The 24,056-nt window shown below is 66.0% G+C and carries 23 protein-coding genes, 1 pseudogene and 1 riboswitch; of the genes and pseudogenes, 11 read left to right on the top strand and 13 right to left on the bottom strand.

Features of this window, described 5'->3' with window-relative positions; all coding sequences use genetic code 11:
- Positions 1-2: 2 nt before the first annotated feature.
- The 3 genes from AC1D09_RS08010 to AC1D09_RS08020 all read right to left on the bottom strand — a co-directional run bounded on the left by AC1D09_RS08010 (position 3) and on the right by AC1D09_RS08020 (position 3,058).
- Complete coding sequence (locus AC1D09_RS08010) at positions 3-1,166, bottom strand: Gfo/Idh/MocA family protein (RefSeq protein ID WP_477663195.1); 1,164 nt, start codon at positions 1,164-1,166, stop codon at positions 3-5.
- 101 nt (positions 1,167-1,267) lie between these two features.
- Entirely contained in the window at positions 1,268-2,248 is a 981-nt protein-coding gene (locus tag AC1D09_RS08015; protein ID WP_477663194.1) for a tripartite tricarboxylate transporter substrate binding protein, read from the bottom strand.
- Positions 2,249-2,407: 159 nt separating this feature from the next.
- Complete coding sequence (locus AC1D09_RS08020; protein WP_477663193.1) at positions 2,408-3,058, bottom strand: TetR/AcrR family transcriptional regulator; 651 nt, start codon at positions 3,056-3,058, stop codon at positions 2,408-2,410.
- 143 nt (positions 3,059-3,201) lie between these two features.
- Here AC1D09_RS08020 and AC1D09_RS08025 point away from each other — a divergent pair, with 143 nt between their 5' ends.
- Entirely contained in the window at positions 3,202-3,510 is a 309-nt protein-coding gene (locus tag AC1D09_RS08025; RefSeq protein WP_074575817.1) for a hypothetical protein, read from the top strand.
- Positions 3,511-3,659: 149 nt separating this feature from the next.
- Positions 3,660-5,378, top strand: coding sequence for a thiamine pyrophosphate-binding protein (locus AC1D09_RS08030; RefSeq protein WP_477663192.1), 1,719 nt, complete (start codon positions 3,660-3,662; stop codon positions 5,376-5,378).
- Between the two features lie 90 nt (positions 5,379-5,468).
- Here AC1D09_RS08030 and AC1D09_RS08035 read toward each other — a convergent pair whose 3' ends face one another.
- The 7 genes from AC1D09_RS08035 to yedA form a co-directional block, all read right to left on the bottom strand.
- Positions 5,469-7,106 carry an ABC transporter substrate-binding protein gene (locus tag AC1D09_RS08035; protein ID WP_477663191.1) on the bottom strand — a complete coding sequence of 546 codons (1,638 nt, stop codon included), beginning with the start codon at positions 7,104-7,106 and terminating at the stop codon, positions 5,469-5,471.
- 135 nt (positions 7,107-7,241) lie between these two features.
- Complete coding sequence (locus AC1D09_RS08040) at positions 7,242-8,258, bottom strand: peptide ABC transporter ATP-binding protein (RefSeq protein WP_477663190.1); 1,017 nt, start codon at positions 8,256-8,258, stop codon at positions 7,242-7,244.
- Positions 8,255-9,271, bottom strand: a complete 1,017-nt coding sequence (locus AC1D09_RS08045; RefSeq protein ID WP_477663189.1) for an ABC transporter ATP-binding protein — start codon at positions 9,269-9,271, stop codon at positions 8,255-8,257. The genes AC1D09_RS08040 and AC1D09_RS08045 overlap by 4 nt, the downstream gene beginning before the upstream one ends.
- Positions 9,272-9,281: 10 nt before the next feature.
- The gene (locus AC1D09_RS08050) at positions 9,282-10,181 is read right to left on the bottom strand and encodes an ABC transporter permease subunit (RefSeq protein ID WP_007873180.1); all 900 of its coding nucleotides are present in this window, start codon (positions 10,179-10,181) and stop codon (positions 9,282-9,284) included.
- Positions 10,178-11,188, bottom strand: coding sequence for an ABC transporter permease subunit (locus AC1D09_RS08055; protein ID WP_477663188.1), 1,011 nt, complete (start codon positions 11,186-11,188; stop codon positions 10,178-10,180). Before AC1D09_RS08055 ends, AC1D09_RS08050 begins: the two co-directional genes overlap by 4 nt.
- A 424-nt stretch (positions 11,189-11,612) precedes the next feature.
- Positions 11,613-12,071 carry an SWIB/MDM2 domain-containing protein gene (locus AC1D09_RS08060; protein ID WP_036840065.1) on the bottom strand — a complete coding sequence of 153 codons (459 nt, stop codon included), beginning with the start codon at positions 12,069-12,071 and terminating at the stop codon, positions 11,613-11,615.
- Between the two features lie 108 nt (positions 12,072-12,179).
- Complete coding sequence (gene yedA / locus AC1D09_RS08065; protein WP_477663187.1) at positions 12,180-13,103, bottom strand: drug/metabolite exporter YedA; 924 nt, start codon at positions 13,101-13,103, stop codon at positions 12,180-12,182.
- A gap of 92 nt (positions 13,104-13,195) precedes the next feature.
- Here yedA and AC1D09_RS08070 point away from each other — a divergent pair, with 92 nt between their 5' ends.
- Positions 13,196-13,687, top strand: a complete 492-nt coding sequence (locus AC1D09_RS08070; RefSeq protein ID WP_007873193.1) for an Lrp/AsnC family transcriptional regulator — start codon at positions 13,196-13,198, stop codon at positions 13,685-13,687.
- A gap of 129 nt (positions 13,688-13,816) precedes the next feature.
- On the opposite strand, the gene AC1D09_RS08075 is transcribed toward AC1D09_RS08070, so the two are convergent.
- The 3 genes from AC1D09_RS08075 to AC1D09_RS08085 form a co-directional block, all read right to left on the bottom strand.
- The gene (locus AC1D09_RS08075; RefSeq protein ID WP_007872126.1) at positions 13,817-14,632 is read right to left on the bottom strand and encodes a sulfite exporter TauE/SafE family protein; all 816 of its coding nucleotides are present in this window, start codon (positions 14,630-14,632) and stop codon (positions 13,817-13,819) included.
- A 367-nt stretch (positions 14,633-14,999) separates the two neighbouring features.
- Positions 15,000-15,323, bottom strand: a complete 324-nt coding sequence (locus AC1D09_RS08080; RefSeq protein WP_477663186.1) for a cell division protein ZapA — start codon at positions 15,321-15,323, stop codon at positions 15,000-15,002.
- On the bottom strand, positions 15,320-15,559 hold the full coding sequence (locus AC1D09_RS08085) for a DUF904 domain-containing protein (RefSeq protein ID WP_074575200.1): 240 nt from the start codon (positions 15,557-15,559) through the stop codon (positions 15,320-15,322). Before AC1D09_RS08085 ends, AC1D09_RS08080 begins: the two co-directional genes overlap by 4 nt.
- A gap of 46 nt (positions 15,560-15,605) precedes the next feature.
- Positions 15,606-15,894: riboswitch (cobalamin riboswitch) on the top strand.
- 83 nt (positions 15,895-15,977) lie between these two features.
- Between AC1D09_RS08085 and AC1D09_RS08090 the strand changes: the two genes are divergently transcribed.
- From AC1D09_RS08090 to cobO, 8 genes and pseudogenes are all read left to right on the top strand, one after another.
- A complete protein-coding gene (locus AC1D09_RS08090) occupies positions 15,978-17,918 on the top strand; it encodes a TonB-dependent receptor domain-containing protein (protein ID WP_477663185.1) in 1,941 nt (646 codons plus the stop codon).
- A gap of 18 nt (positions 17,919-17,936) precedes the next feature.
- Positions 17,937-19,277 (top strand): cobyrinate a,c-diamide synthase, encoded by a 1,341-nt coding sequence (locus AC1D09_RS08095; protein ID WP_477663184.1) that lies wholly within the window; start codon positions 17,937-17,939, stop codon positions 19,275-19,277.
- On the top strand, positions 19,274-20,125 hold the full coding sequence (locus AC1D09_RS08100) for an ABC transporter substrate-binding protein (RefSeq protein WP_477663183.1): 852 nt from the start codon (positions 19,274-19,276) through the stop codon (positions 20,123-20,125). Before AC1D09_RS08095 ends, AC1D09_RS08100 begins: the two co-directional genes overlap by 4 nt.
- Before the next feature lie 5 nt (positions 20,126-20,130).
- Entirely contained in the window at positions 20,131-20,706 is a 576-nt protein-coding gene (gene cobU, locus AC1D09_RS08105) for a bifunctional adenosylcobinamide kinase/adenosylcobinamide-phosphate guanylyltransferase (protein WP_477663212.1), read from the top strand.
- A 5-nt stretch (positions 20,707-20,711) separates the two neighbouring features.
- Complete coding sequence (locus tag AC1D09_RS08110) at positions 20,712-21,587, top strand: ABC transporter substrate-binding protein (RefSeq protein ID WP_477663211.1); 876 nt, start codon at positions 20,712-20,714, stop codon at positions 21,585-21,587.
- Entirely contained in the window at positions 21,584-22,675 is a 1,092-nt protein-coding gene (locus AC1D09_RS08115; protein ID WP_477663182.1) for a FecCD family ABC transporter permease, read from the top strand. The genes AC1D09_RS08110 and AC1D09_RS08115 overlap by 4 nt, the downstream gene beginning before the upstream one ends.
- Positions 22,672-23,457, top strand: a pseudogene (locus tag AC1D09_RS08120) (ABC transporter ATP-binding protein); the annotation flags it as partial. The gene AC1D09_RS08115 and the pseudogene AC1D09_RS08120, both read left to right, overlap by 4 nt.
- Positions 23,458-23,484: 27 nt before the next feature.
- A complete protein-coding gene (cobO, locus tag AC1D09_RS08125; protein ID WP_477663210.1) occupies positions 23,485-24,054 on the top strand; it encodes a cob(I)yrinic acid a,c-diamide adenosyltransferase in 570 nt (189 codons plus the stop codon).
- Positions 24,055-24,056 lie beyond the last annotated feature (2 nt).

A 24,056-nucleotide genomic window follows, 5' to 3' on the forward strand; every position in this document is an offset into this window, starting at 1 on the left:
CCTCACACTTTCAGCGGCGGCACGTCTATCCAGCGCCGCTCTTTCCAGCTTTGCAGGGCCGCCTCGACCAGTTGCACGCCCTTGGCGCCTTCGGGCAGCGTCCACTTGTAGGGTTCGTTCTCGACCACGTGGCGGATGAAATGCTCCCACTGGATCTTGAAACCGTTGTCGTAGGTTTGCGAGTCAGGCACTTCCTGCCATTGGTCGAAGAAATTCATCATCTGCTTCTCGTCGGGGTTCCACACCGGGCGCGGCGTGGTCACGCGCGATTGGGCGCGGCAGCTTGAGAGGCCCGCTACGGCCGAGCCGTGTGTGCCGTCCACATGGAAGGTGACCAGGTCGTCGCGGCGCACGCGGGTGGCCCAGGACATGTTCATCTGGGCGATGACCGGCTCACCGTTGTGGCCAGTGAGTTCGGCCGTGGCATAGGCCGCGTCGTCGGCGGTGGCCTTGTAGGGTTTGCCGGCTTCGTCCCAGCGTTCAGGAATATGGGTGGCACCTATGCAGGAGACGGACTTGACCTCGCCGAACAGGTTGTCCAGCACATAGCGCCAGTGGCACATCATGTCCAGGATCATGCCGCCGCCGTCTTCGCTGCGGTAGTTCCAGCTGGGGCGCTGTATGGGCTGCAGGTCGCCCTCGAACACCCAGTAACCGAACTCCAGGCGCACCGACAGCATGCGGCCGAAAAAGCCGGCGCGGCGCAGCATGTCGAGCTTGCGCAGGCCGGGCAGGAAGAGCTTATCCTGCACCGCACCGTGTTTGAGGCCGGACTTTTCAGCCAGGCGGGCGATCTCGACCGCCTCGTTGAGGTTGGTGGCGATCGGTTTTTCGCAATAGACATGTTTGCCGGCGCGTAGGGCCTTGGCCAGCAGGGTGGGGCGCATCTGCGTGGTGCCGGCATCGAAGAAGATCGTGTCGTCCTTGTTTTTCAGGGCTTCGTCGAGATCGGTTCCCCAGCGCGAGAGGCCATGGGCCTTGGCCAGGGCCTCGATCTTTTCGGCGTTGCGGCCTATCAGGATGGGGTCGGGCATGACCTTGTCGCCATTGGAGAGCGTCACGCCGCCCTGTTTGCGTATCGCGACGATGGAGCGGATCAGGTGCTGGTTCATGCCCATGCGTCCGGTGACGCCGTGCATGATGATTCCTAGTCGTTGGGTGGCCATGGGGTCCTTCTCTCTTGGGTTTGGGTAATGCGGCGGCCGCACCCTGGTCCGGCCAGGGGTGTTCAAGGGGGCGGGGAGGCTGCGGGGAAACTTGCCGGGTGTTACTGGGTGGGTTGCATGCCGGCGGCCTTGACCAGCACGGCATTGCTCTTGATTTCGTCCCTGATGTAGGCGTCGAACTGCTCGGGCGGGAGCGTCCATGCATCGGCGCCCAGGGCGGCGAAGCGCTCCTTGACTTCGGGGGTGTTCAGGGCCTTGGCCACCTCGTCGTGCAGGCGGTTGACGATGTCGCGCGGCGTCTTGCCGGGGACCATCATGCCGATCCAGAAATTGAACTCCGAACCCGGAACGCCGGCTTCCGCCGTGGTGGGAACCTGGGGCAGGGCGCTGGCGCGTTTGGGCGAGCCGACCGCAAGGGCGACGAGCTGGCCGTTCTTGATCTGGCCGATCACCGGCGCGATGGGCGAGAAGTAGTAGTCGACACGGCCGGAGATCACTTCGGTCACCGCTTCGCCGGAGCCCTTGAAGGGAATGTTGGTGGCTTCGATTTTTGCGGCGAGCTTGAATTTTTCGGCGTTCAGGTGGGTGGCGCTGCCTTGGCCGGCCGATGCGAAGTTCATGCTGCCGGGCTTGGCGCGCGCGGCGGCCAGCAGTTCCTGCAGCGTCTTGATGTTTTTGGACGGCGACATCACCAGCACATTGGGTGTGCTGGAAATCGGTGTCACGCCCGCGAAGTCGGCCGCGGTGTCAAAGGGCAGCTTGGTGAAGGTCGAGGGGCTGACCGTGTGCGAGGACGAGTGGATCATGATGGTGTAGCCGTCCGGCGCGGCCGTGGCCACGGCCTGCTGGCCTATGGTGCCGCTGGCGCCGCCGCGGTTGTCGATCACCAGCGTCTGGCCCATGCTCTGGCTCATCTTGTCGGTGATGGCGCGGGCAATGATGTCGGTGGTGCTGCCGGCGGCGAAGGGCACGATGACCCGTATCGGCTTGTTGGGATAGGCGCCCTGGGCGCCGGCCGTCAGGGGTGGCAGCGCCGCCAGGCAAGCCAGGCAGGCCAGGGCGGCGCGACGTGTGAAGTTCATGTGCTTTGTCTCCTGAAAGGGGTCATTGAAGGGCTGCCAAAGGCCTGTCCATGCCGCCGGTGTTGTTGGGATACCGGTGCGCAGTTTACGCCTAATTCACCATTAAGTGAATTACGAATTGTAAAAACAGCCTTGTCGCCGCGTCAATGACGGCCAGGATCAGCTTCTAAGGACATACCCTAGGATCACTTCGCACATGTGCGAGAGCCGCTCATGGCGGGCTTTGGGCGCCATCAGGTCGCGCCCGAAGATGGCCGACAGCGTGTGGTTGTTCGACAGGTAGAAATACGACATCCCGGCGATGGACACGTAGAGCTGCACCGGGTCGATGCCGCCGCGAAACAGCCCCTGCGCCCGCCCGCGCTCGAGGATTTCCGCCAGGGTCTGGACCAGCGGCGAGTTCATTTCCTGCACCCGGCTGGACATGGCCAGGTGCCGGCCCTGGTGCAGGTTTTCACTGTTGAGAAGCGTCAGGAATTCGGGGTGGGCGATGTAGTACTCCCAGGTGAATTCCGTGAGGCGGCGTATGGCCTGCGCCGGCTCCATGTCGCGCAGGTGCAGTTCCGTCTCCGCCGCGCGGATGTCGGCGTAGGCGTTCTCCAGCACCGCCAGGAAGAGCTCGTCCTTGCTCTTGAAGTAGTAGTAGATCAGGCGCTTGTTGATGTCCGCGCGCTCGGCGATCCGGTCCACCCGCGCGCCGCCCAGCCCGTGCTGAGCGAACTCGTCGCGGGCGGCCAGCAGGATGGCCAGTTGGGAGCGGTCGGCATCGCGCGAGCGGGGTTCGGCGGGCTTTGTTTTGAGGGGCGGCATGGCGAGAATTTAACTGTTTGGTGAATTAAGGCAAGAAATCTTCCAGCGATAGCGCCGTCGGATGTACACAGGGTGGAAGGGTACCTCCATAATTGGACAGGTACCGGCCATCCGCGCCGGCGCCCTGGGCAAAGGAGATGGCCATGAGCAATTCAGACACGCCTAAAGACGGCGACTTCGCAAACTGGATAGACCAGAAGGCCGAGGCGCTCAAATTTCAGTTGGGTGAAAAATTCCCGGTGCCGCCGCCTGAGCTGCATTCTCCCTCGGTGCATGTGGAGACCGGCCGGCAGAAGCTGGAAGAAGTGCTGCTCGAGCACGAGGAGCCCACGGAAGAGTTTCTCGAAGAGCTCCGGGCCCTGGAAGGGGCGCCGCCGCTCAGTGACGAAGAGCTGGCTCGCCAGGCCCTGGAAGCCGGTGGTGGTGACGGCGACGCGGCAACACCAGAATAAGCACAGCGACCGACCTCCTGGAGGTCTTCATCCCGGCCGGGGCCGCGGAACCGGCTTTGGCAGGCCGCAGGCGCAGCGGCCCCCTCGGGGGCGGCGACTCACACGAAGTGGTGGAGCGTGGGGGCTGTATTCAACGGCACAATAGCCTGATGACTGCACAACTTGCCGGCCATCTTTTAGTCGACTGCCTTCTGGCCCAGGGCGTCACCCACGCATTCGGCGTGCCCGGCGAAAGCTACCTGGCCGTGCTCGACGGCCTGCATGCGCGCCGGGACAAGATTCAGTTCGTCACCTGCCGGCAGGAGGGCGGCGCGGCTTTCATGGCCGAGGCCCACGGCAAGCTGACCGGCCGGCCGGGCGTCTGCATGGTCACGCGCGGCCCGGGCGCCACCAATGCCTCCATCGGCGTGCACACGGCCTTCCAGGACTCCACGCCCATGGTGCTGCTGGTGGGCGACGTGGCGAGTGACTGCCGCGACCGCGAGGCCTTCCAGGAGGTGGACTACTTCAATTTCTTCGGCCCCAGCACCAAGGGTTTTGCCAAACGCGTGGAGCGCATCGACGAAGCCGACCGCATTCCCGAATACGTGGCACGCGCTTTTGCCACCGCGATGAACGGCCGCCCCGGCCCGGTGGTGCTGGTGCTGCCCGAAGACATGCTGACGCGCATGACGGCCGCGCAGCCGCTGCCTCGGGTGGAGGCGGTGCAGGCCTGGAGCGACCCGGGCTCGCTGCGCACGCTGCGCGAGATGCTGCTCAAGTCCGAGCGCCCGCTGATCATCGCGGGCGGCGGCGGCTGGACGCCGCAGTCGGCACAGGCGCTGCAGCGCTTTGCCGAAAACTGGAAGCTGCCGGTGGGCAATGCCTTCCGCTTCCAGGACACTTTTGACAACCACCACCCGCTGTACGCCGGCGACGTGGGCATAGGCCTCAACCCCAAGCTGGCCGCGCGCGTCAAGTCCAGCGACCTGATCATCGCCATAGGCCCGCGCCTGGGCGAGATGACGACCGGCGGCTACACGCTGCTGCAGGCGCCGCGCCCCGCGCAGAAACTGGTGCACATCCACGCCAGCGCCGAGGAGCTCAACCGTGTCTACCAGGCCGACCTGGCGATCAATGCCACCATGAATGCTGCGGCGCGCTCGCTGGAGGTGTTGACGGCGCCGGTGAGCGTGGCCTGGGAGGCCTGGACGGCTTCCGCCAACGAGGACTACCTGGAGAACCTCAAGCCCACGCCTTCTGCTAACCTGCCGGGCGACATCGATATGCCGGCCATCGTCGGCCTGCTGCAAAAACATTTGCCGCCTGACGCGGTGCTGACCAACGGCGCGGGCAACTTTGCGAGCTGGGTGCATCGCTTCTTCAAACACCACGGCCTGGTCAAGGGCCACAAGACGCAGCTGGCGCCCACGGTGGGCGCCATGGGTTACGGCGTGCCGGCCGGCATCGCGGCGGCTATTACGACGGGCCGGGTGGCCTTCACCATCGCGGGTGACGGCGACTTTTTGATGAACGGCCAGGAACTGGCCACGGCCGTGCAGCACGGCGCCAAAAGCATCATCGTGCTGCTCAACAACGGCATGTACGGCACCATACGCATGCACCAGGAAAGGGAGTACCCGCGGCACGAAAGCGGCTCGCGCCTGAACAACCCGGACTTCGCGGGCCTGGCGCGCGCCTACGGTTATGCCGGCGTGCGCATCACGCGCACGGCCGAGTTCGAGGCCGAATTGCTGGCGGCGCTGGAACGCAAGCAAGGCACGGTGATCGAGGTGACGCTGGACCCGGAAGTCATCACCACGCGCGGCACGCTGTCGTCCATCACCGAAAGCGCGCTGGCCAGGGCGTTGCAGCAGTCGCAGCAGTAGCCCAGCCTGTGGACATAAAAAAAGGCCGGGGTGACCCGGCCTTTTTTATGGGCGGCGGCTTCATCGCGAAGCCGCCTTGTGCACCCAGGATTACTCCTTGATGTCCACAGCGTAGAAGTTGTGGCGGCCGAAGGGGCTGTTCTTGTAGCCGATCACGCTCTTGCGCACGGGCTTGAGCTGCACCGCGTGGGCGATGGTGAACCAGGGAGCCTGTTCCTTGAAGATGACCTGGGCCTGCTGGTAGAGCTTGTTGCGCTCCGCGGGGTTGGTCACGGTCTTGGCTTTCAGGACCAGGTCTTCATAAGGCTGGTAGCAGAACTTGGCGATGTTGGAGCCGCTGGCCGACTGGGCCGAAGCGCAGCCGAGCAGGGTGTACATGAAGTTGTCAGGATCGCCGTTGTCGCCGGTCCAGCCCAGCATGCCCATCTGGTGCTCGCCGGCCTGCAGGCGCTTGCGGTACTCGCCCCATTCGAAGCTCTTGATTTCGGCGGTCACGCCGACCTTGACCAGGTCAGCCTGCATCAGCTCGGCAATGCGCTTGGCATTCGGGTTGTAGGGGCGCTGCACGGGCATGGCCCACAGGTCGGTGGTGAAGCCGTTCGGGAAACCGGCCTGGGCCAGCAATTTCTTGGCGGCTTCGGGGTTGTACTCGTCGTCCTTGATGGCGTTGTTGTACGCGGCCATGGTCGGCGGGATCGGGTTCTTGGCGGCGACGCCGGTGCTCAGGTACACGCCCTCGACGATGGCTTTCTTGTTGATCGCCATGTTGATGGCCTTGCGCACGCGCACGTCGTCAAAAGGCTTCTTGGTCGTGTTGTAGGCGAGGTAGCCCACGTTCAGGCCGGCCTGCTCGACGATGGTCACGTTGGGATCCTTGCGGATCGCGTCCAGGTCGGCGGGGTTGGGGTAGGGCATGACATGGCATTCACCCTTTTGCAGCTTGGCCCAGCGCACCGATGCGTCAGGCGTGATCGAGTACACGAGGTCGTCGATCTTGGCCTTGCCGCCCCAGTACTGCGGGAAGGCCTTGTAGCGGATGATCGCGTCTTTCTGGTACTGCACCAGGTAGAAGGGGCCGGTGCCGACCGGGTCCTGGTCGATTTTTTCCGGCGTGCCGGCCTTGAGCATGGCGTCGGCGTATTCCTTGGACTGCACGGCCGCGTAAGGCATGGCCAGGTTGGCCAGGAAAGGCGCTTCAGGCTTGTCCAGCGTGATCTTGACGGTGAGGTCGTTGACCTTTTCCACCGACTTCAGCAGCTTGGGCATGCCCATGTCGCTGAAGTAGGAGTGGTTGGGGCTGGTGACCTTGAAGAAGGCGTTGTCTTCTTTCCACTGGCGCTCGAACATGAACAGCACATCGTCGGCGTTGAAGTCGCGCGTAGGCTTGAAGGCCTTGTTGGAGGCGTGCCATTTCACGCCCTTGCGCAGGTGGAAGGTGTAGGTCAGGCCGTCGGCGGAAATGTCCCATTTTTCGGCCAGGCCGGGGACGACCTTGGTGCCGCCGTATTCGAATTCGACGAGGCGGTTGTAGACGGGTTCGTTGGCATCGAACGAGGTACCCGTGGTGTTGACGCCAGGGTAGAAGTTCTCGGGGCTGCCTTCAGAGCAGAACACCAGCGTCTTTGCGGAGACGGGTGAAAGTGCCAGCAGCGCTGGCAGGGCGACGGCGCACAGCAATGCGCGCTTGACCGGGCGTAGCCGGCTTGCACTTGGTTTGGTCTGAATCATTTGACGATCCCTTTGGAGGTTAATGCTGCTTCGCAGCGGGGCTTGCGGCCAGATTGCGCAACATTTGTGACGTTGAGCGTTCTGGTCATTAAAAAACGTGGCCTGGAAACCATGCAGGGTGTGCACGGTTTTGGGTCACGCAGTGAGAAAGTTTTCAGCATAGTGGCATGCAACCTGCCGGTCCGCAACTTCGCGCAGCTGCGGCCTTTCGGCGCGGCAGCGGTCGGTGACATGCGGGCAGCGGGTCGAGAAGACGCAGCCGGTGGGCGGGTTCAGCGGCGAGGGCAGCTCGCCCTTGAGCACGATGCGCTGCCTGACGCCGGTGCTGCCGGCCAGGCCTGGCGTGGAGGCCAGCAAGGCCTGGGTGTAGGGATGCAGGGGCCGGTTGAACAGGGCGTTTTTCTCGCCTTGCTCGACCGCGTGGCCCAGGTACATCACCAGCACGTCGTGGGCGATGTGGCGCACCACGCCCAGGTCGTGCGAGATGAACAGGTAGGCCAGGCCCATGGACTGCTGCAGGTCGGCCAGCAGGTTGAGCACCTGGGCCTGGATGGAGACGTCCAGCGCCGAGACCGGCTCGTCGGCCACCACCACCGTGGGGTTGAGCATCAGCGCGCGCGCGATCGCGATGCGCTGGCGCTGCCCGCCCGAAAACATGTGGGGGTAGCGGTCATAGTGCTCGGGGCGCAGGCCCACCATGGCCAGCATGGCGCGGGCCTTGGCGGCGCGCTCCTCGGCATTGAGGCTGGTGTTGATTTCGAGCGGCGCTTCCAGGATGGCGCCGATTTTCTTGCGCGGGTTCAGCGAGCCGTAGGGGTTCTGGAACACCAGCTGCACGGCCTTGCGCAGGCCCTTGCGTTCGTCCTGGGCGCCGTTCACCGCATCGATGCCGGTGATGGTCAATTCGCCACCGGTCGGGGTTTCGATCAGCGAGACCATGCGGGCCAGCGTCGACTTGCCGCAGCCCGACTCGCCGACCACGGCCAGCGTCTTGCCGGCATGGACCGAGAAGGACACGCCGCCCACGGCCTGCAGGTGGTCGGACTTGCGCATGAAACCGCGGCGGATCTCATAGACCTGCCTGAGGTTTTTGGCCTCGACGACGGGGCCGGTTGGCAGCTTGGCTGGAGTGTTGATGGCGGTGGTGCTCATTGCGCGGCCTCCACCAGCGGGGTGTCGCGTTCGATGTTGGCCTGCCGGCTGGGGTCGCCCAGCGGGTAGTGGCAGCGCACCATGCCGTCCTTCCAGGCGCGCAGCAGCGGGCGCTCGTTGCGCGAATGCTCGGTGGCGTAGGCGCAGCGCGGGGCGAACAGGCAGCCCTTGGGCCGGTCGTAGAGGCCGGGCACCATGCCGGGAATGGTCGCCAGGCGCGCGCTGCCGTCGCTGCGCTCGGGCAGGGCCGACAGCAGGGCTTCGGTATAGGGGTGCTGGGGCGTGTTGAAGAGGGCGTGCGCGGCCTGCTCTTCCATGATCTGGCCGGCGTACATGACCGCGATGCGCTGTGCCATTTCGGACACCACACCCATGTTGTGGGTGATCAGCACCAGGGCCATGCCGCGCTCCTTCTGCAGGCTGCGCAGCAAATCGAGGATCTGCGCCTGGATGGTCACGTCCAGCGCCGTGGTCGGCTCGTCGGCGATCAGCAGGCGCGGGTTGCAGGCGATCGCCATGGCGATCATCACGCGCTGGTTCATGCCGCCCGAGAGCTGGTGCGGGTAGGCCTTGAGCCGGCTTTCGGGCGAATTGATGCCGACCTGCTCGAGCAGCTCTATGGCCTTGCGCGTGGCGGCTTTTTTGTCCATGCCGAGGTGCAGGCGCAGGGTCTCGGTGATCTGGAAGCCGATGGTGAAGCAGGGGTTCAGGCTGGTCGTCGGTTCCTGGAAGATCATCGCCACGTCCTTGCCGATGAGCTTGTTGCGTTCGCCTTGCGATAGCTTGAGCAGGTCGTGGCCGGCAAAGCGCAGCTTGTCGGCCTTGACCCGGCCGGGGTAGGCCACCAGGCCCATCAAGGCCATCATGGTGACGCTTTTGCCGGAGCCGGATTCACCGACGATGCCCAGGACTTCGCCTTCTTCCAGCGACAGGCTGATGCCGTCGACGGCGTGCATGACGCCGTTTTGCGAGGGGAATTCGACGGAGAGGTTTTCTATTTCTAACAATGCCATACGAAATCTTTCAGCGCTTCAGCTTGGGGTCGAACGCGTCGCGCAGTCCGTCGCCCAGCAAATTGAAGGCCAGCACAGTGATCAAAATTGCGAGGCCGGGGAAGGTGACAACCCACCAGGCGCGCAGCACGAATTCGCGGGCATCGGCCAGCATGGTGCCCCATTCGGGGGAGGGCGGCTGCGCGCCCAGGCCCAGGAAGCCCAGGGCGGCCGCGTCCAGGATGGCGGTGGACACGCCCAGCGAGGCCTGCACGATCAGCGGCGCCGTGCAGTTGGGCAGGATTTCGCTGAACATCAGGCGGATGCGGCTGGCACCGCTCATGCGCGCGGCGGTCACGTAGTCGCGCGAGGTCTCGGCGATCACCGCGGCGCGCGTGATGCGCACGTAGTGCGGCAGCACCACGATGGCCACGGCCAGCATGGCGTTCATCAGGCCGGGGCCGAGGATGGCGACGATCACGATGGCCAGCAGCAGGCTGGGCAGGGTCAGGATGATGTCCATCAGGCGCATCACCGCGATCTCGAAGATGCCGCGGAAAAAACCCGCGAGCAGGCCCAGCACCGTGCCGACGATGACCGACAGCGCCACCACGGCCAGGCCTATGACCAGCGAGAGGCGGGCGCCGTACATCAGGCGCGAGAGGATGTCGCGGCCTATGGCGTCGGTGCCCAGGGGGTAGGTCCAGGAGCCGCCCGCCTGCCAGGCCGGCGGCTTGAGGAACACCGAGTTGTCGGTGATGTTGGGCGCGTGCGGCGCCAGCAGCGGCGCGAACAGCGCGACCAGCAGCACGCCGACGACGATGGCCAGGCCGATCACGGCGCCGTTGTTGGCGCTGAAGTAGTTCCAGAATTCGCGCAGCGGATGCGGCGGCGCGGGCGCGGTAGCGGGTTTCAAGGTGGCCGTGCTCATCGCTGGTGCCTGATGCGTGGGTTAATGATGCCGTAGGTGATGTCCACCAGCAGGTTGACGGCCATGACGATGGCGCCCAGCAGCAGGATGCCGCCCTGCAGCACGGGGTAGTCGCGGCGGCTGATGGCTTCGATCAGCCACTTGCCGACGCCCGGCCAGGAAAAAATGGTTTCGGTCAGGATGGCGCCGGTGAACAGCACGCCGACCTGCAGGCCGATCACGGTGACCACCGGGATCAGCGCGTTGCGCAGCGCATGCAGGGCCACCACTCGCAGGTTGGACAGCCCCTTGGCGCGCGCGGTACGGATGTAGTCCTCCCCCAGCACCTCCAGCATGGCCGAGCGCGTCATGCGCGCGATCACCGCCAGCGGGTTGGTGCCCAGCACGATCATGGGCAATATCAGGTGCGAGGCCGCCGACCAGAACGCGCCCTTGTCGTCCGAGAGCAGCGAGTCGATCAGCAAAAAGCCGGTGGTGGGCTCGATGAAGTACTGCACCGACAGCCGGCCCGAAACCGGCGTCCAGCCCAGTTGCACCGAGAACAGCAGGATCAGCAGCAGGCCCCACCAGAAAATCGGCATGGAGTAGCCCGTGAGGGACACCCCCATGACGCCGTGGTCGAGTATGGAGTTTCGCTTGACCGCCGCCAGGATGCCGGCCGGTATGCCGATCAGCAGCGCGAACAGGATGGCGCACAGGGCCAGCTCGATGGTGGCCGGAAACAGCGTGAGGAACTCGCGCAGCACGGGCTCCTGCGTGATCAGCGATTTGCCGAGGTCGCCCTTGAGCACGCGGCCGATGTAAATGCCGTACTGCACCATAACGGGCTGGTCCAGGCCGTATTCCTTGAGCAGCTGGGCATGGCGCACCGGATCGATGCCGCGTTCGCCCGCCATGGTTTCAATCGGGTCTCCCGGCACCATGCGGATCAGGAAAAAAGCCAGCAGTGTCATCCCCAGGAAGGTGGGAATGATCAGGCTCAGACGGGTAAAGATGAAGCGCAGCATTATCGCGAGATGGAAAAACGCGGGATGCTAAAGCAGCGTGCAACGCATGCAGGGAAATTTGCGTCGCGAAGGCGACAGGTGGGGCGCGCGGAAATATCCGCCGCCCCGGTCTTCAAATGCAGTGGCATCAACATGGGGAATCTTGTCTTGTCTAGTCAGGCCCGGGGCAGTGCCGCGGGGAATTTTTTATCTTAGCAACATTAGCTTCATTTTTCGGCACTGCCGCCGCCGGCGGGCTACCGAGTAACCCTATGGCATCAGCATGCCTACAGTGGCGCTTGCGGCGCTAATGAAGCCTGCCTGGAAGGCGAAAAGAGTAATGCAGGATGCGTGCCAGAGGGCATGTGCCGCGCCTTGATGCAGGAAGAAGCGGGCACAAAAAAAGGCCGGTGAAACCGGCCTTTTCGAAATCGGCAAAAGCCGATTACTTGACGTGCTTGCCGATCAGGCCAGCCATCTCGAACATCGACACTTGCGCCTTGCCGAAAACGGCGCGCAGTTTTTCGTCGGCGTTGATCATGCGCTTGTTGATCTTGTCCTGCAGGCCCTTGGATTTGATGTAAACCCACAGCTTGCTGACAATCTCGGTGCGTGGCAGAGGCTTGTCGCCCACCACGGCTGCCAGTGCGGGGCTCAAGGTCAGCGCTTTCATGAACGCTGCATTGGGCGTGCGCTTTTTGGCGGGCGCTTTTTTCGCTGCTGGCTTTTTGGCCGCAACCTTCTTGGCGGGAGCTGCTTTCTTCGCGGCTACCTTTTTCGCGGGCGCTGCCTTTTTCGCAGGAGCCTTCTTCGCTGGAGCTGCTTTCTTCGCAGCTACTTTCTTTGCCGGAGCAGCCTTTTTAGCAGGCGCTTTTTTAGCCGGAGCTTTTTTTGCAGTTGCCATGATTGATTTTCCTTCTAGAAGTTGATAAATCACCACCCGGATAACTACTTCCTTGTGGCAATGCGGATGCTACTGGAGAAAAACGCAGTTTCCTAGCGAAAAACCACTTTATTTGCGCCTGGATGTTGCAGATTTACCTCTGAAAATCAGGAAAACGCCCATGAGAATCACGCCGCAGGCGGCCCATTCGCCCCCTGTGACCCGCTCTCCGGCGAAAAAAGCACCCAGGAAAATCGCGATCAAGGGGTTCACAAAGGCGTAGCTGGTGGCCACCGCGGGGGAGGCATTGGCCAGCAAATACAGGTAGGCGCTGAAGGCGATCAGCGAGCCGAACACCACGAGGTAGAGCCAGGCGAGCAGCGCCTCGGGCTGCGCCGGCCAGTTCGCGGCGGCCTCGCGGTGCTCACCCAGTGCAAGAGAAATCAGCATCAACACCGCGCCGCCGCACAACATTTCGCTGGCAAAACCCGCGGGACCGGAGGCCAGCGGCAGGCGCGTGGCGGACAGCACCGAGCCCAGCGACCACAGCAGCGTGGCCCCCGCGATGCAGGCCAGGCCCACCGGCGCCGCACCGAAACTCGCGCCCCGCACCAGCATCAGCACGCCGGCCAAGCCCACCGCCATGCCGATGAACTCCAGCCGGCTGGGCCGCTGGCCCAGCAGCAGGCCCCAGGCCGACACCAGCATGGGCACGATGGCGATGAAGGTGGCGATCAGGCCGGAGCCGATGTGGACCTCGGCCGAGGCCGTCAGCCCCATGCCGCCGCCCAGCATCAGCGTGCCGATGACGGCCGCGTGGACCCATTCGCGCCGGCTGGGCAGCTTGTGGCCGCGCGCCAGCACCCAGGCCATCAGCAGCACACCGGCCGCCAGGAAGCGTGTGCCCATCTGGAAAAACGGCGGAAAGCTGAGCAGCGCGAAGCGTATCGCCAGGTAGGTCGAGCCCCAGACCAGGTAGCAGGCGAGCAGGGCAGGGATCAGCAGCGCCGGCGCCTTGCCGGCGGCGGGGGAGGAGAGGGTGGTGGAAGTCATGCCGGGATGTTAGGTTGCCCTGCGCGCCCGGGCCATGCAAAATTAACGGCAAAACCGCAAGCGGCCTTTGAATTTAAAGCTTGAAACCCACTATGACCGAAACCACCGAATGGGACCACTACGACAGCCGCATCCTCGGCGAGCTGCAGCGCGATGCGCGCATCACCATGGCCGAGCTGGGCCGCCGCGTGCACCTGAGCCAGCCGGCGGTGACCGAGCGCGTGCGCAAGCTCGAGCTCGGCGGCGTGATCAAGGGCTACCGGGCCGAGGTCGACCTGGCCCGCCTGGGTTACGGCATACGCGCCATCGCCCGCGTGGGGCGGGTCGAATACGCCCGCGTGGTCAAGCTGATCGAGCAGACGCCCGAGGTCATCAATGCCTACAACGTCACCGGCGAGGACAGCTGGGTGCTGGAAATCGCGGTGATCGACGTCGCCCACCTGGACGCGGTGGTGACCAAGTTCTGCATCCTCACCGAGACCTCAACGTCCATCGTGCTCAATGCCCCGCGCGAAAACGCCGTCGTGCTGCCGGCGCGGCGTGAAGACATCAAGCCCGTGATCAAGAAGGTTACGGGGAAATAGGCCCATCGGCCAAGCCGCCACCCATACCAGCCAGGGCCGCGGAACCGGCTTTGCCGGGCCGCAGGCGCAGCGCCCCCTCGGGGGGCAGCGCATTACACGGAGCCGAAGGCGAAGTGAAAAGCGTGGGGGCTAACCCCTTATGCCTTTGTAGAGCATGTAGGCCGCCAGGACGTAGAGGATGCTCGCAAACACCCGCTTGAGCTTGCCCACGGGCAGGTTGTGCGCGGCCTTGGCGCCCAGCGGTGCCGTGAGGAAGCTGCACACGGCGATCACCAGCAGCGCCGGCAGCCAGATGTAGCCGAAAGAGTTGGCCGGCAGGTCCTGCACGCTCTGGCCGCTGATCACATAACCCAGCACATTGGCCACGGCGATCGGAAAGCCCAGCGCCGCCGAGGTGGCCACCGCGCTGTGGATGGCCACGTTGCACCAGGTCATGAAGGGTACGCTGATGAAGCCGCCGCCCGCGCCGACCAGGCCCGACAGAAAGCCGATAAAGCCGCCGGCCGCGAACTGGCCCGCCGTGCCCGGCATCTGCCGCGTCGGTTTGGGTTTTTTGTCCAGGAACATCTGCGTGGCGGAGAAACTCACGAACAGGCCGAAGAAGATCGCCAGGTAGGAGCCCTTGAGCAGCGCGAACACGCCCAGGCTGCCGATGATGCTGCCGATCACGATGCCGGGCGCCAGCCGCTTGACGATGTCCCAGCGCACCGCGCCGCGCTTGTGGTGCGCGCGCACGCTGGAGATCGAGGTGAAGATGATGGTGGCCATCGAGGTGGCGATCGCCATCTTGACGGCCAGGTCCGGCGCCACGCCGCGGTTGGACATGATGATGGTGATGAAGGGCACCATCAGCATGCCCCCGCCTATGCCCAGCAGTCCGGCGAGAAACCCGGTGCCCACGCCCAGCAAGGCCAGTTCAACAATCAGGAGGGGTTCAAGCATCATGGGGCGTCAGGCATGTGGCCGCGGGCCTGCCGCGCTTCGCGGGAAGCGCTGCGGCACACGGTGGGGTTGGAGGGGGGACGGAGGGCGCAAGGCGATGGCGGGAATAAGGTGTCTGCGAGTGCCACTGGACCGTCATCCTGAACCGGGGTTCAGGTGGGCGAGGGCAGTCGGGTTTCGGGTTCGTCTGACGCGAGACGATCACACCTGCCGGACAATTTACCAAGCCCGTGCTCGTAGAGCATTGGTTCAAGGAAATATAAAGCCCAATACGCATCGCAGACGTCTTCATTGTAGGCCTTCGCGGCCTCGCGCGGGGCGATGTGAAGAGATCCGCGGCGGGATGCGGGGGCAAGCACCGCTGCCGGCTTCAAAGCAGGCGGCCGTCTATGCCCAGGGCGGTGTCCAGACGCTGCAGCAGGGCCGCGAGCTGCGGGCTCTCGGCATTACCGGCAGCGGCCGGCGCTGCCGCCGGCACGGGAGCGGCGCCCGGCGTGCGCTCGGGAAGCTCGAAGGCCAGGTTCAGCGCCGCCAGCACGGCGATGCGGTCGCGCGCCTTGATTTTTCCGGCGTCGCGGATCCGGCACATGGCCATGTCGACGCGGTTGACCGCGTCCAGCATGCGGGCGTCGCCGTTTTCGGGGCAGCCCAGCAAATAGCTTTGGCCCATGATCTGTACTTCGAGCTGCTTCATGACTCGCTTCCCGCGGTGGTTTTATGGCCGTGGCCGCTGCTTTCGGGCAGGCGTTCGAGCAGGGCATCGACACGGGCGCGGGCCGCGCCCAGGCGCGACTTGAGGGAGTCGCGCTCCTGCGTCAGCAGGCCGACCTGTTCGGCCAGCAGCTCGTTGGTGCGCTGCAATTCCTCGTAGCGCAGCAACAGGCGCTCGACGCGTTCGGTGATCTGGTCGATTTGGGTTTGGTTCGCCATGGCAAGCCCGATTGTAGGGTTTGCGGCCTGAACTGGGGAAGGGCCGCGTAGAATCGCCCCTGTTGGTGCCCGCAGTGTGGTTCACATGCTGCAGTTCAACGGGAAGCAGGAGAGCGTCAAAGCCAGGCATACCGGGTCAAGCCCGAAGGCCGGCGCCCAGACCTTCAACCTGCGCTGCCCCCGCAACGGTAAAACGGACGAATGCGCTTTCCCGGCCTCACGGCCAGGGCGCATTCAGCTTTCATCATCAGCCACTGAGCGCCTTGAACAAGCGTTTGGGAAGGCGATGGAGGCGGTTCCGTCAGCCCGGATACCGGCCAACAAGGTGAACGCGCACGTCCAGTCCCTGGACTGGGTGTTTGTAACGCTCACACACCGGCGGGGAAGCCGGTGAGGGCCCATTGCTGACTGTTGATTCATGAAAATTGCTCCCCACGCACGCCTGGCCGTGCTCCCGACGGCGCTGGCCGCCGCATTCCCGCTGGCCTCTCTGGCTTTTCTGGCGGCTTCTCCCGCCCTGTCGCAGACCACCCCAGCCGCGCAAACCGTTGTTGCGCCGCAGCTCAAGGAAATGGTGGTGAGCGCCACGCGCAGCGCCCAGCCCATCGGCGACGTCGTTGCCGACGTCACCGTCATAGACCGCGAAACCATTGAACGCGCCGGCCCGGTCGGGCTGGCCGACATCCTGGTGCGTGTGCCGGGCATACAGATCACCCGCAACGGCGGCACTGGCGCGAACACCAGTGTGTTTGTGCGCGGCGGGGAAAGCCGCCACACCCCCGTCTTCATCGACGGCGTGCGGGTGGAGTCGCAGGCGACGGCCGGCGGCGCCTCCTGGAGCAACATTCCGCTGTCGCTGATCGACCGCATCGAGGTCTTGCGCGGCCCCAGCAGCGCCATCTATGGCTCGGACGCCGTGGCCGGCGTGATCCAGATCTTCACCAAGCGGGGCGAAGGCCCTTTCTCGCCCTCCGTGTCGGTGGGCTACGGCTCCTACAACACTAGCCGGGTCGAGCTTGCCGCCAGCGGCTCGGCGGGCGCTTTCGACTACGCGCTGGGCCTGAGCCAGGGCCAGAGCGACGGCTTCAACGCGCGGACCATCGCCGGCCAGAACCCCGATGCCGATGGCTACAAAAGCCTGGGCGCCAACGCCAAGCTGGGTTTGCAAGTCAATACCGACCACCGCATTGAAGCCAACCTGATGCAAAGCCACACGGACTCCCAGTACGACGGCGGCCCCACCCGCGACTACCGCCGCATCGCCGACCTGCAGACCCTGGGCCTGCAGTGGGAGGCCAAATGGTCCGACCGCTACAGCACCAAGCTGGCCCTGACCCAGGGCACCGACTCCGGCGAAGAGGGCCTGAACGGCTCGACGCCCCAGATTTCCTACGACAAGAGCACCATCAGCACGCTGCTGTTCCAGAACGAATACCGCCTGGGCGCCCACCTGCTGAGTGCCGCGCTGGAAAGCCGTCGGGACGTGTTCCGCCTGGTCGGCTCCGCGGTCATACCGGGGGGCGCGAGTGTGCTCAACAAGAACCGTTCCCTGGACGGCGTGAGCCTGGGCTACGGCTGGAGCGGCGGCGCGCACACCGTGCAGCTCAACGCCCGCCACGACAGGGACAGCGAATTCGGCGGCAAGACCACCGGCTCCGCGGCCTATGCCTTCGCGCTCACGCCGCAGTGGAAGGTGTCCGCCTCCGCGGGGACGTCTTTCCGCGTCCCCACGCTGTACCAGCGCTTCAGCATTTACGGCACCTCGACCCTCAAGCCCGAGTCCGGCCGCAGCGTGGAGGCAGCGCTCAAATACAGCCAGGGCACATCGCAGTACGGCATCACGGTGTACCGCAACCGCCTGACCAACCTGCTGAGCTTTGTCACGGGCAACGGCCCTTGCGTGAACGGCGGGCCGCCGACGGTGCTGGCCAACCGCGGCTGCTATGCCAATACCGCGCAGGCCCAGTACACCGGGCTGACGCTCACGGCGGCCGAGACCGTCGGCAATGTCCGCATCCACGGCTCACTCGATTTGCAGAATCCCAAGAACCGGATCACCAACCGCACCCTGCAGCGCCGCTCGCGCCAGTACGGCACGCTGGGCGCCGAAATGCCGCTGGGCGGCTGGCAGCTGGCGACCGACCTGGTGATGGCCTCGCACGCCTTCGACAGCGAGACCAGCAACGTGGTGCTGCCCGGCTACTCGGTCATGAACCTCAGCGCTACGACGGCGCTGTCCCCCGACTGGAAACTGGTGGCCAAGCTGGAGAATCTGACCGACAAGATTTACCAGACCGCCAACACCTATGCCACCGCCCGGCGTAATCTCTACGTCGGTGTGACCTGGGCACCCCGCTAAACCTTTATCCCTCCATCCATGCCACAAACCGTCCGCTGTCCCGCCATCCTCGTTGCCGCCCCGGCCTCCGGCCAGGGCAAGACGACGGTGGCCTGCGCGCTGGCACGGCTGCATACGCGCCAGGGGCGGCGCGTGCGGGTCTTCAAGTGCGGGCCGGATTTCCTGGACCCGTGCTGGCACGCCCTGGCCAGCGGCGCGCCGGTGTACCAGATGGACCTGTGGATGACCGGCGAGGCCGATTGCCGGGCGCGCCTGCATGAGGCCGCGCAGGAGGTGGACCTGATCATTGTGGAAGGCGTGATGGGCCTCTTTGACGGCGAGCCCAGCGCGGCSGACCTGGCGCAGCGCTTCGGCCTGCCGGTGCTGGCGGTGGTGGATGCCTCCGGCATGGTGGCGACCTTTGGCGCGCTGGCCTTCGGCCTGCAGCACTACCGCCCCCACATGCCCTGGGCCGGGGTGCTGGCCAACCGCGTGGCCAATGCGCGCCATGCGGCCATGCTGCAGGCCAGCGTGGCGCCCGAGCAGTGGCTGGGCGCGGTGCTGCGCGATGCCGCCATGAGCCTGCCCAAGCGCCACCTGGGCCTGACCGTGGCCGCCGAGGTGACGGATGCCATGGAGCGCCTGGATGCCGCGGCCGACGCGCTGGCCGACACGCCGCTGGGCCGGATGACGCTGGAGGATTTGCAGCGCTGGGCGGTGGACTTCGCGGCCCCCGAGACCCCTGCGCCCATAAATCTGGCGCTGAGCGGCAAGACGATTGCCGTCGCGCGCGACGCCGCCTTTTGTTTTATCTACGCCGCCAACCTCGACACCCTGCGCGCGCTGGGCGCCGAGCTGGTGTTTTTCTCGCCGCTGGCCGACGCGGCGCTGCCCGCCTGCGACGCGCTGTGGCTTCCCGGCGGCTACCCCGAGCTGCATGCGGAGACGATTGCCGCCAACACCGCGCTGCGGGACAGCCTGGTCGCGCACGTCGCTGCGGGCAAGCCCGTCTGGGCCGAGTGCGGCGGCATGATGGCGCTGTTTGACACCCTGGTCACGCTGGACGGCCGGCGCCATGCGCAGTGGGGCGTGCTGGCCGGTGAGGTGAGCATGCAAAAGCTGCTGGCCGGCCTGGGCCCGCAGCAGCTGCAACTGGCCGGCGGCACCTTGCGCGGCCATACCTTCCATTACTCGACCACGGCCACGCCTTTGCAGCCCGTGGGCCGTACCTCGCGGCCCGGCACTACCCCGGCGCCCGACGCGGGCGAGGCCGTGTGGCAGCATGGCGCGGTGCGCGCCAGTTATTTCCACGCCTGGTTTCCCTCTTGCCCCGAAGCCGTGGTGGAACTGTTTACCGCGCCTGCCGGAGTGCCCGCATGAGCGCCGACCTGCTGCATTTCAACCCCGGCCCGCAGCGCATCGTCTGCCTGACCGAGGAGACCACCGAGTGGCTCTACCTGCTGGGCCAGGAGCGGCGCATCGTGGGCATCTCGGGCTACACCGTGCGGCCCAAACGCGCGCGCGACGAGAAGCCGCGCGTCAGCGCCTTCCTGAGCGCCAAGCTGGACAAGATCATGGAGCTGCAGCCCGACTGCGTGCTGGGCTTTTCGGACCTGCAGGCCGATATCGCGGCCGACCTGGTCAAACGCGGCGTGCAGGTCACCATCTTCAACCAGCGCAGCGTGGCCGAAATTTTTTCCATGCTGTTCCAGCTCGCGGCCATGGTGGGCGAAGCGGAGCAGGGCGCCCGGCGCATCGCGCAGATGCAGGACGGCCTGCGCGTCATGCAGGCGGCCGTGGCGGCCAGGGTGGCCGCCGGCGCGCGCCGCCCCAAGGTGTTTTTTGAAGAGTGGGACAGCCCGCACATCAGCGCGATCCGCTGGGTGTCCGAGCTGCTGGGCATCGCCGGGGGCGACGATTGTTTCCCCGAACTGGCGGCGCAGTCTCTCGGCAAGAACCGCATCATCGCGGATGGCGCCGAGATCGTTCGCCGCAACCCCGACATCATCCTGGGCTCCTGGTGCGGCAAGAAATTCCGGCCCGAGAACGTGGTGGCGCGCGAGGGCTGGAGCGCCGTGAACGCCGTGCGCCACCAGCAGCTGTTTGAAATCAAGTCGCCCGACATCCTGCAGCCCGGCCCGGCCGCGCTGACCGACGGCGTGGCCAAGATGCACCAGATCATCCTGCAGTGGATGGATGCGGACCAGTCCGGAGCGTTCAAGCCGTGAGCGAATTGCACATCGCCCGCAGCGAACTGGTCCTGGGCGGCCAGAAAAGCGGCAAGTCGCGCCGGGCCGAATTGCTGGCTGGGCAGTGGCTCGCGCAGTCTCCCGGCCACCGTGCGGTCTTTATCGCCACCGCCAGGCCCTGGGACGAAGAGATGCGCGAACGTATACGCCGCCACCAGCAGGACCGCGCCGAGCGTCTGCCCGGCATGGCGACCGTGGAAGAGCCGGTTCAGCTGGCCCACGCCCTTGCCCGGCACAGCGCCGCCGATACCCTGGTCGTTGTCGATTGCCTGACGCTGTGGCTCACCAACCTGCTGATGCCCGCGCCGGGCCTGGAACTCAAGGACCCCGCCCAGGCCGCGCGTGAGCAGGCGGCCCTGCTGGTCAAGGTCGTCGCCTCCGCCCCCGGGCCACTGGTGCTGGTCGGCAATGAAATCGGCCTGGGCGTCATTCCCCTGGGCCGCGAAACCCGTGCCTTTGTCGATGCGCTGGGCCTGCTGAACCAGCAGGTGGCAGCCGCCTGCGAGCGTGTGACCCTGATGGCCGCCGGTCTGCCGCTGACCTTGAAAGCCCCTTTGTGAATTTTGTGAAACGCATCGCCTTTCTTTTGTTGTTGCTCAGCCTTGCCCTGGCATCGCCCGCGCGCGCGCTGCAGCTGACCGACGACCGCGGCGCGACCATCACGCTGCCCCGGGCGCCGCAGCGCATCGTCAGCCTGCTGCCTTCGCTGACCGAGACCGTCTGCGAGCTGGGCCGCTGCCAGAACCTGGTCGGGGTGGACCGTTATTCCAACTTCCCCGCCAGCGTGCAAAAGCTGCCCCAGGTCGGCGGCGGGCTGGACCCCAACATCGAGATGATCGTCGCGCTCAAACCCGATGTGGTGCTGCTGGCCACCTCTTCGCGCGCGGGCGACAGGCTGCGGGCCCTGGGCCTCAAGGTGGTGGCGCTGGAGCCCCGCAGCCATGCCGACGTGCAGCGCGTGATGCTCAAGCTGGGCCAGTTGCTCGAAGTGCCCGATGCCGCGCGCATCTGGCGCGCGGTCGATGCCGGTGTCTCGGCCGCGGCCCAGTCGCTGCCGCCCAGCGTGCGCGGCACGCGGGTCTACTTCGAGGTCAACCAGGGCCCGTATGCGGCGGGGGAGTCGTCTTTCATCGGCGAGACGCTGGCGCGCCTGGGCGTCAAAAACATCGTGCCGGCCAGGCTCGGGCCCTTTCCCAAACTCAACCCCGAATACATAGTCCGCGCCAATCCCGACCTGATCATGGTCGGCCAGCGCAGCGCCGACGGCCTGCAGGCACGGCCCGGCTGGCAAGGCATGCGCGCGCTGCGTGAGCAAAGGATTTGCATCTTCCCGACCGAAGAGGCCGATGTGCTGGTGCGCCCCGGCCCGCGCATGGCCGAGGGCGCGCGCCTGATGGCCCGCTGTTTAGCCGATAAAGCACCCAAGGGGGCCAAACCATGATGCAGGCCCGCGTGTGGTGGCTGGTCTGGGCCGGTGTGCTGGGCGCGCTGGCCCTGGTGGCGCTGGGCATCTGCGTGGGCAGCGCCGGGCTGGAGAACCTGATCGGGCCGCTGCTCAATCCCGCGCAGGATCCGCCGCAAACCGCGATGGCGCAGCAAATCATCTGGCAGATCCGCTTGCCGCGCACCCTGGGCGCCTGGGCTGCCGGCGCCTTGCTGGGCCTGGCCGGTGCGGTGGCGCAAGGCCTGTTCCGCAACCCGCTGGCCGATCCCTACCTGCTGGGCAGCGCCTCGGGCGCCTCGCTCGGTGTGGCACTGGCCTTGGCCGCCCTGGGCGGCGGCGCCGGCATGTTGGGAGGATCGGCGGGTGCAAGCATGATGAACGGCGGCGTGGCCGTCAGCGTCTTCTCCAGCAGCCTGTGGGTGCGCCTGGGCCTGACCGGCGCGGCCTTCCTGGGCGCGGTGTTCGCGGTGATGCTCACGCTGGTGCTCTCGCGCGGCGTGGGCCATACCCTGCGCCTGCTGCTGGCCGGTGTGGTGGTGGGCGTGGTGCTGGGCGCCATGACACACCTGGTGCTGCTGTTTTCGCCCGAATCGCTGCAGGCCATGCAGGCCTTCATGCTGGGCTCGACCGCTTTTGTCGGCTGGACCTCCTGCATCCTCATGGCCAGCGTGTGGGGCGTGTGTGTGCTGGCCGCCTGGCTGCTGGCGCGCGTGCTCGACGGCCTGAGCCTGGGCGATGCCACGGCCATCAGCCTGGGCCTGCCGGTGGCGCCCATGCGCGCGGCGCTGGTCGCGGTGCTGGCGCTGGCCACGGGCACCGCCGTGGCGCAGACCGGGCTGATCGCTTTTGTCGGCCTGGCCGCGCCGCACCTGGTGCGTTCCGTGGTCAAGACCACGCATGCCCACCTGATGCTGCTGTCCAGCCTGATGGGCGGCGTGCTGCTGATGGCCGCCGACACGCTGGCGCGCGGGCTGATGGCGCCGCAGGAACTGCCCGTGGGCATGCTCACCGCGGTGCTGGGCGGCGGCTACCTGCTGTGGCTGATGCACCGCAGCAGCAGCCTGGGCGGAGGGCGCGCGGCATGAGCACGGTGACGACTCCCATCGCCCTTGGCGCGCAGTCCATCGCGGCCAGCCTGGGCCATGGCGTGCAACGGCAGCAGGTGCTGCACGGCATAGACCTGGACATCGCCGCGGCGCGCTGGACCAGCATTGTGGGTCCCAACGGCGCGGGCAAGTCCACCTTGCTCAAGGCCCTGGCCGGCGTGCTGCCGCACAGCGGCAGCGTCGCGCTGCTGGGCCAGCCCCTGCAGCAGCTGCCGCACCGCGAGCGCGCCCGCCAGCTGGCCTGGCTGGGCCAGAATGAAACCTCGGCCGATGATTTGACCGTGTGGGACGTGGCCATGCTGGGCCGGCTGCCGCACCAGGCCTGGCTGGCGCCGCCCAGCGCGGCCGACCGTGCGGCGGTGGAGCAGGCCTTGCGCGCCACCCGCGCCTGGGACTGGCGCCAGCGCGCCCTGGGCCAGCTGTCGGGCGGCGAGCGCCAGCGCGTGCTGCTGGCCCGTGCCCTGGCGGTGCAGGCCCAGGTGCTGCTGATGGACGAGCCGCTGGCCAACCTGGACCCGCCGCACCAGGCCGACTGGCTGGATGTGGTGCGGGCCCTGGTGGCCGAGGGCAAGACCGTGGTCAGCGTGCTGCACGAGATCACCATGGCGCTGCAGGCTGACAGCCTGGTGGTGATGGCCGGAGGCCGCGTCACCCACCAGGGTCCCTGTGCCGACCTGGCGACCCACCGGGCCCTGGAAGATGTCTTCGACGGGCGCATTGCCGTCCACCCCTTGCAAGGGCAGTGGATCGCATTGCCCAAAGTTACCCAACCTCCCAAGAGGGCTCCCATGCAAATTGAAACCCCACCTTCGGCCACCCCCTACGAAAAACCCACCGGCGAGCGCCGCGGCCTGGTCCTCATCAACACCGGCCACGGCAAGGGCAAAAGCACGGCCGCCTTCGGCCTGGCCCTGCGCGCCCACGGCCGCGGCAAGGCCGTCAAGGTCTACCAGTTCATGAAGGTGCCCAGCGCGCGTTTTGGCGAGCACCGGCTGTTTGAGCAACTGGGCATCCCGATTGAAGGCCTGGGCGACGGCTTCAGCTGGAAGAGCCGCGACCTTGAGCATTCGGCCCAGCTGGCGCTGGACGGCTGGGCCCGGGCCGAAGCCACGATACGCGCGGGCGAGCACTTCATGGTGGTGCTGGACGAAATCATGTACCCGCTACGCTACGGCTGGGTTCCGCTGGAAGCCGTGCTCACCTGCCTGCGCGAGCGCCCGCCGCATGTGCACGTGGTGCTGACCGGCCGCAATGCGCCGGCCGAGTTGGTGGATTTGGCGGATACCGTTACCGAGATGACGCTCATCAAACACCACTTCAAAGCCGGCGTGCCGGCCCAACGCGGTATAGAGGATTAAGG

The organism is Polaromonas sp. P1_A2 (genome assembly GCF_056406895.1).

What these genes read in the sequence shown, in the direction of transcription:
- AC1D09_RS08055 (WP_477663188.1), bottom strand. Translation starts at nt 11,188, where the DNA reads ATGCTGCGCTTCATCTTTACCCGTCTGAGCCTGATCATTCCCACCTTC.
- AC1D09_RS08070 (WP_007873193.1), top strand. Translation starts at nt 13,196, where the DNA reads ATGACCGAAACCACCGAATGGGACCACTACGACAGCCGCATCCTCGGC.
- AC1D09_RS08025 (WP_074575817.1), top strand. Translation starts at nt 3,202, where the DNA reads ATGAGCAATTCAGACACGCCTAAAGACGGCGACTTCGCAAACTGGATA.
- AC1D09_RS08020 (WP_477663193.1), bottom strand. Translation starts at nt 3,058, where the DNA reads ATGCCGCCCCTCAAAACAAAGCCCGCCGAACCCCGCTCGCGCGATGCC.
- AC1D09_RS08035 (WP_477663191.1), bottom strand. Translation starts at nt 7,106, where the DNA reads ATGATTCAGACCAAACCAAGTGCAAGCCGGCTACGCCCGGTCAAGCGC.
- AC1D09_RS08050 (WP_007873180.1), bottom strand. Translation starts at nt 10,181, where the DNA reads ATGAGCACGGCCACCTTGAAACCCGCTACCGCGCCCGCGCCGCCGCAT.
- AC1D09_RS08115 (WP_477663182.1), top strand. Translation starts at nt 21,584, where the DNA reads ATGATGCAGGCCCGCGTGTGGTGGCTGGTCTGGGCCGGTGTGCTGGGC.
- AC1D09_RS08015 (WP_477663194.1), bottom strand. Translation starts at nt 2,248, where the DNA reads ATGAACTTCACACGTCGCGCCGCCCTGGCCTGCCTGGCTTGCCTGGCG.
- yedA (WP_477663187.1), bottom strand. Translation starts at nt 13,103, where the DNA reads ATGACTTCCACCACCCTCTCCTCCCCCGCCGCCGGCAAGGCGCCGGCG.
- AC1D09_RS08010 (WP_477663195.1), bottom strand. Translation starts at nt 1,166, where the DNA reads ATGGCCACCCAACGACTAGGAATCATCATGCACGGCGTCACCGGACGC.
- cobO (WP_477663210.1), top strand. Translation starts at nt 23,485, where the DNA reads ATGCAAATTGAAACCCCACCTTCGGCCACCCCCTACGAAAAACCCACC.
- AC1D09_RS08080 (WP_477663186.1), bottom strand. Translation starts at nt 15,323, where the DNA reads ATGAAGCAGCTCGAAGTACAGATCATGGGCCAAAGCTATTTGCTGGGC.
- AC1D09_RS08040 (WP_477663190.1), bottom strand. Translation starts at nt 8,258, where the DNA reads ATGAGCACCACCGCCATCAACACTCCAGCCAAGCTGCCAACCGGCCCC.
- AC1D09_RS08030 (WP_477663192.1), top strand. Translation starts at nt 3,660, where the DNA reads ATGACTGCACAACTTGCCGGCCATCTTTTAGTCGACTGCCTTCTGGCC.
- AC1D09_RS08075 (WP_007872126.1), bottom strand. Translation starts at nt 14,632, where the DNA reads ATGATGCTTGAACCCCTCCTGATTGTTGAACTGGCCTTGCTGGGCGTG.
- AC1D09_RS08085 (WP_074575200.1), bottom strand. Translation starts at nt 15,559, where the DNA reads ATGGCGAACCAAACCCAAATCGACCAGATCACCGAACGCGTCGAGCGC.
- AC1D09_RS08045 (WP_477663189.1), bottom strand. Translation starts at nt 9,271, where the DNA reads ATGGCATTGTTAGAAATAGAAAACCTCTCCGTCGAATTCCCCTCGCAA.
- AC1D09_RS08090 (WP_477663185.1), top strand. Translation starts at nt 15,978, where the DNA reads ATGAAAATTGCTCCCCACGCACGCCTGGCCGTGCTCCCGACGGCGCTG.
- AC1D09_RS08060 (WP_036840065.1), bottom strand. Translation starts at nt 12,071, where the DNA reads ATGGCAACTGCAAAAAAAGCTCCGGCTAAAAAAGCGCCTGCTAAAAAG.
- AC1D09_RS08100 (WP_477663183.1), top strand. Translation starts at nt 19,274, where the DNA reads ATGAGCGCCGACCTGCTGCATTTCAACCCCGGCCCGCAGCGCATCGTC.